The 4038-nt window shown below is 35.9% G+C and carries 5 protein-coding genes; 1 reads left to right on the top strand and 4 read right to left on the bottom strand.

Translation table 11 applies throughout. From position 1 onward, the window contains the following. Positions 1-185 precede the first annotated feature (185 nt). Complete coding sequence (locus tag LE180_RS06410) at positions 186-452, bottom strand: hypothetical protein (protein ID WP_374134625.1); 267 nt, start codon at positions 450-452, stop codon at positions 186-188. After that, on the bottom strand, positions 421-723 hold the full coding sequence (locus LE180_RS06405; protein ID WP_374134624.1) for a hypothetical protein: 303 nt from the start codon (positions 721-723) through the stop codon (positions 421-423). The genes LE180_RS06410 and LE180_RS06405 overlap by 32 nt, the downstream gene beginning before the upstream one ends. Before the next feature lie 392 nt (positions 724-1115). On the opposite strand from LE180_RS06405, the gene LE180_RS06400 reads away from it, so the two are divergent. Next, positions 1116-1433: a hypothetical protein gene (locus LE180_RS06400; protein ID WP_374134623.1), complete on the top strand. Its 318-nt coding sequence runs from the start codon at positions 1116-1118 to the stop codon at positions 1431-1433. A gap of 183 nt (positions 1434-1616) precedes the next feature. Here the strand turns inward: LE180_RS06400 and LE180_RS06395 are convergent, their stop codons facing one another. After that, positions 1617-3176 (bottom strand): MBL fold metallo-hydrolase, encoded by a 1560-nt coding sequence (locus LE180_RS06395; protein ID WP_374134622.1) that lies wholly within the window; start codon positions 3174-3176, stop codon positions 1617-1619. A gap of 323 nt (positions 3177-3499) precedes the next feature. After that, on the bottom strand, positions 3500-4038 hold a 539-nt coding region (locus tag LE180_RS06390), incomplete at its 5' end, for a DALR anticodon-binding domain-containing protein (RefSeq protein ID WP_374134621.1).

Genomic DNA, 4038 nt, shown 5'->3' with positions numbered 1-4038 from the left:
TGCCATGAGGACTAAGACTCCTTCGGACTTTGTACTGCGGACTTTGTCCTGAGGACTTTGTCCTGAGGACTTTGTCCTGAGGATTTAGTCTTGAGGACTTTGTCCTCTGTTTTTCTGCAATTAAGTTCATCGGATATTCGTCAGACTATTTGTCAAAGACTTTTATAATCTCGTTCTTGAAAGACTTAGTCCTTTTGGCATTCTTCAACTCCTCTTTTGAGAGTGTCTATTTTTCTTTGCACGCAAACAGCATACTTTTTTAACAGCGGGTCAGTCTCTAATTTGTTTTTTATATCATCTATTTCAGCCTTTTTTGTTGCAATACTTAGTTTCGTATATTCGATTTTAGCTTCTATATCAATATCGCCAAACTCGTACCCGAGCCTGTTCTTTACGTTCTCTTCTTCCCTGTTTCCCGCATCAAATATCGCCTGCAACGCTACATCGTGCATACTGCGCTTCTCCCAATCCAAAATCTACGTGTATGTCAAACGCTCTAAAGTTGCTTACAGGCAACCTCTCTATCTTGCGCTCTAACGCCACCACTTGCCGCTTCTTTACTATCTCGTCTATAAGCTCAACCGTTGAATCGTGAGAACTTTGTTCTAAGAAACTTTGTTCCGAGGGACTGTGTCCCACGGAACTTTGTCTAGAACTGTGTTCTAAGGGACTTTGTCCCACGGGACTTTGTCCCACGGGACTGTGTCCCAAAGTGGTATCCATTTTAGTCTCCTATCCCCAAAGTGTTTGGTCGCTTCTTCTTTGTGGAGTAATTTTTCTTGTACTCCTCATAAAATTGTTGTATTGATATGTCTCTTTTAAGAAGTTTCTTTTTATTATCAGTGTATTCGTTAAGTGTTTTCTTAGCCGCAAATTCCTCTGCAGCTTGCTTGTCAGGACTTATAGACTCTGATACCTGTTTTCTTACTTTGTTCCCGTTCTCATCTAAAACGGTAATCCTATAGCCTACATTGTAAAAACAATGGCAATCGCAAAACAGGAAGAAAACTCAAAAAAGCAAGTATCAACAGAGAAATTGCGATGCTCAAGAATCTTGTCAATATGGCACGGGGTTAAGAGCTGCAGAAATATGCTACCTTGAACGGTCAGATTTTGTGTGGTCTAAGAATCCTAAAATTGAAAAAAAAGATTATCTGAAGGTAAGAAGCAAGCCAAAACTTGGCTTGGAGCCGAAAACAAAAGGCTCTGAGAGAGATGTTCCGATACACCATGAATACAGAGATATTTTGCATAAGATGTGGCAATATGGAGAAGGCAAATTGAACTTCTTCTTGTTTATTAAATTTGGATATAGTCGGTTGTCCCTTGCAGGATTAAGCGCATACACTAGTACACTGTTTAAGAGGCTTGGATTTCCAGCAAAAGAGCTGTCTTTACACAGTGTCAGACACATACCTACACTACAAGGATAAAAGACGGTGGAAGAAGTCTAAACATGGCTAGTAAAAGTCTCGGACATTCAAATTAAATTATAAAAATCGGAGGCGCTGAATTTTCCTGATAGCAAAGTTTTGTTATAAAAAACCATTGCATTTTCGTAAAGTCCGCAACTACGATAACATAATCCCATTTTTTATCAGGCTTTTTTTAACATATCAAACTACCGTCTTTTCAATTTCAGCTTTATTTACATTCTGCCAGCCTTCTTTTTGTAATAGATTTAACATATCTTGACTATGTCCTGCGCTTGAATGTATTATATATATTGCAACATTTTTATTTTGTTTTGAAAGCCATTTTTGCAACATATCAAAATCTGCATGGTCTGAAAACACGCTATATTTTTTTATTTTTGCAATACTTTTTATTCCGGAATGCGTCCTTTCGCCCTTAAGAATAAGTCCGGCATTACTTTCGGGGTTTACATAATTTACTATCATCACAAAAACATCTTTTCTTGTCAGCATCTGAGGTATCAGCTGCTCTGATTTACCTTTATCCATATCCCCACTTGCGGAAAGTAAAATCATCTGCTTATCATAATTTCTTATCATTTGCAGTTTCACTTCTGCAGGAAGTATAGAGCCGTTTTTATATACGTCGCTTAAAAACCAATCGCCGTAATTTTTTGTTAAAATTTCTTTTTGATACAGAGACGTTATGGTATTTGCGCCCGGAGATATAGAGTAAATTGGTATTTTCTTTGAAAGCTTCCTTTCATCTTGCATTAATTTTAATTCGTATAAAACTTTTTGCGTTTTGTTAAAAGATAAGACTGGAATCCACACAGTTTTTTTATTATCGAGAGCTAGTTTTAAATCTTTTCTAAAAAGCTCGTATTGTTCTGCGATATTTTTATTTTTATCACCGCCGTGAGTGGCTTCCATAAAAATTAAATCTACCGACTCCGGAATATCAAACTCGCCACTAAATCTGGAATAACCGCTGCCCAAATCCCCGGAAAATAAAACTTTTTTATTGTTGGATTGAAAAATTAAACTGGCGGAACCTAATATATGGGCTGCATTTATAAATTTAACCTTCAAAGCGTCAGCAATATTAATATCTTCATTGTATCCTACTGCAACGAACTGTTCTTCTATTTTCTTAGTTTCTGTTTCACAACAGTTTTTGCATAATAAAAATTTAACATTTTCCTTTTTTTTTAAATCTTCCAACAAAATTTCATCGTTTGAATATTCAATAGATTTTATATTTTCTTTACATTCGCCACTCCAATGAGCAAGCACAAAATTGTTTTTGCCTTTAGCTTTCTTTCTCCTACTTGCAGACCAAAACCATTTTCTTTTTATTAAATCAAAACCATTTCTTTCTTTGAAAAGAGTTAAAGCAAGTTCTTTTGTTGCTTGTGTAGAATAGATTTTACCTTGAAACCCGCTATGTATTAAAAGTGGTATCCTGCCACTATGGTCTAAATGCGCATGTGTTAAAAAAAGAGCGTTTGCATTAATAAGATTAGTTTGAATTTGTTGATTTTTTAACTCAACTCTTTTACTAGAAGAAATAGAATCATCATCAACTTCACTGCGCATAAAAAGTCCACAATCAACAATAACTTTGCAACCTTCTGTTTCCAAAAGAAAACAACTGCCCGAAACAGTTTCGGCAGCTCCATAAGGAGTTACAGAAATATCTGCAAAGATTATAGATATAAATAAAAACAGCGAAAAAATTATTGATATTATTTTGTTCATTTTTATTTAAGCTTCGACAAATACATGAAGAGTATTTTACGACGAAATGATTCTCTCATCTTAACCATACTATGTCAGGTTAACAACTGCTGTCTTCTCAATATCCCGTCGAGCTACGCTCGCCTCCTCTTTTGTAAAAAGGAGAACTTACTACAACGTTTTTCCCCTTCGCCATTGAGAGATAGCAGCGCGACGAGAGAGAATAATTCCATCTTGTTCCGTCTGCTTTCTTTTTTTATTTTATAGTCTTTCTGCTATACTTTTACATAATTAGTTGCGCAAGAGGACTAATAAAATGTAGATAAAACAAATATCGTATGTTGTTACATTTTGTCCGGCGCGCTTACGCCTAAAAGACCAAGTCCGTTCTGTATCATTATCATCACCCCTTCGATAAGCTTTAATCTTGCGGAAGCAAGCGCTGAATCGTCTGTTAAAACGCGATACTTTTCATAAAACGTATGATATCTATCAGCAAGTTCTATTAAATACGCTGTGAAATGATGGGGACTCATTGTCTTTTCAGACATAGCAAGAGTATCGCAAAATGATGAAAGTTGTTTGATTAAATCTCTTTCTTCTTTTGTCTCAAGCAAGGCAAAATTTATATCTTTAATATCTGTAATAATATCATTTCTGTTCTTACTTTCTTTTACAATAGAACTGCACCTTGCATTAACGTACTGCACATAAAAAACAGGGTTTTCGCCGGATTGTTTTTTTGCAAGTTCTAAATCGAACTCAAGCTGTGAGTCCGGAGCGCGAAGTAAAAAGAAAAATCTACAGGCATCTTTGCCAACTTCATCGATAACGGCTTTTAAAGTTATAAACTCGCCTGTGCGCGTTGACATTGCAACGGGCT

Origin of the sequence: Candidatus Endomicrobiellum pyrsonymphae, from assembly GCF_020328025.1 — a bacterium.
Classification (GTDB): domain Bacteria; phylum Elusimicrobiota; class Endomicrobiia; order Endomicrobiales; family Endomicrobiaceae; genus Endomicrobiellum; species Endomicrobiellum pyrsonymphae.
This window is presented reverse-complemented; position numbering and strand designations above follow the sequence as displayed.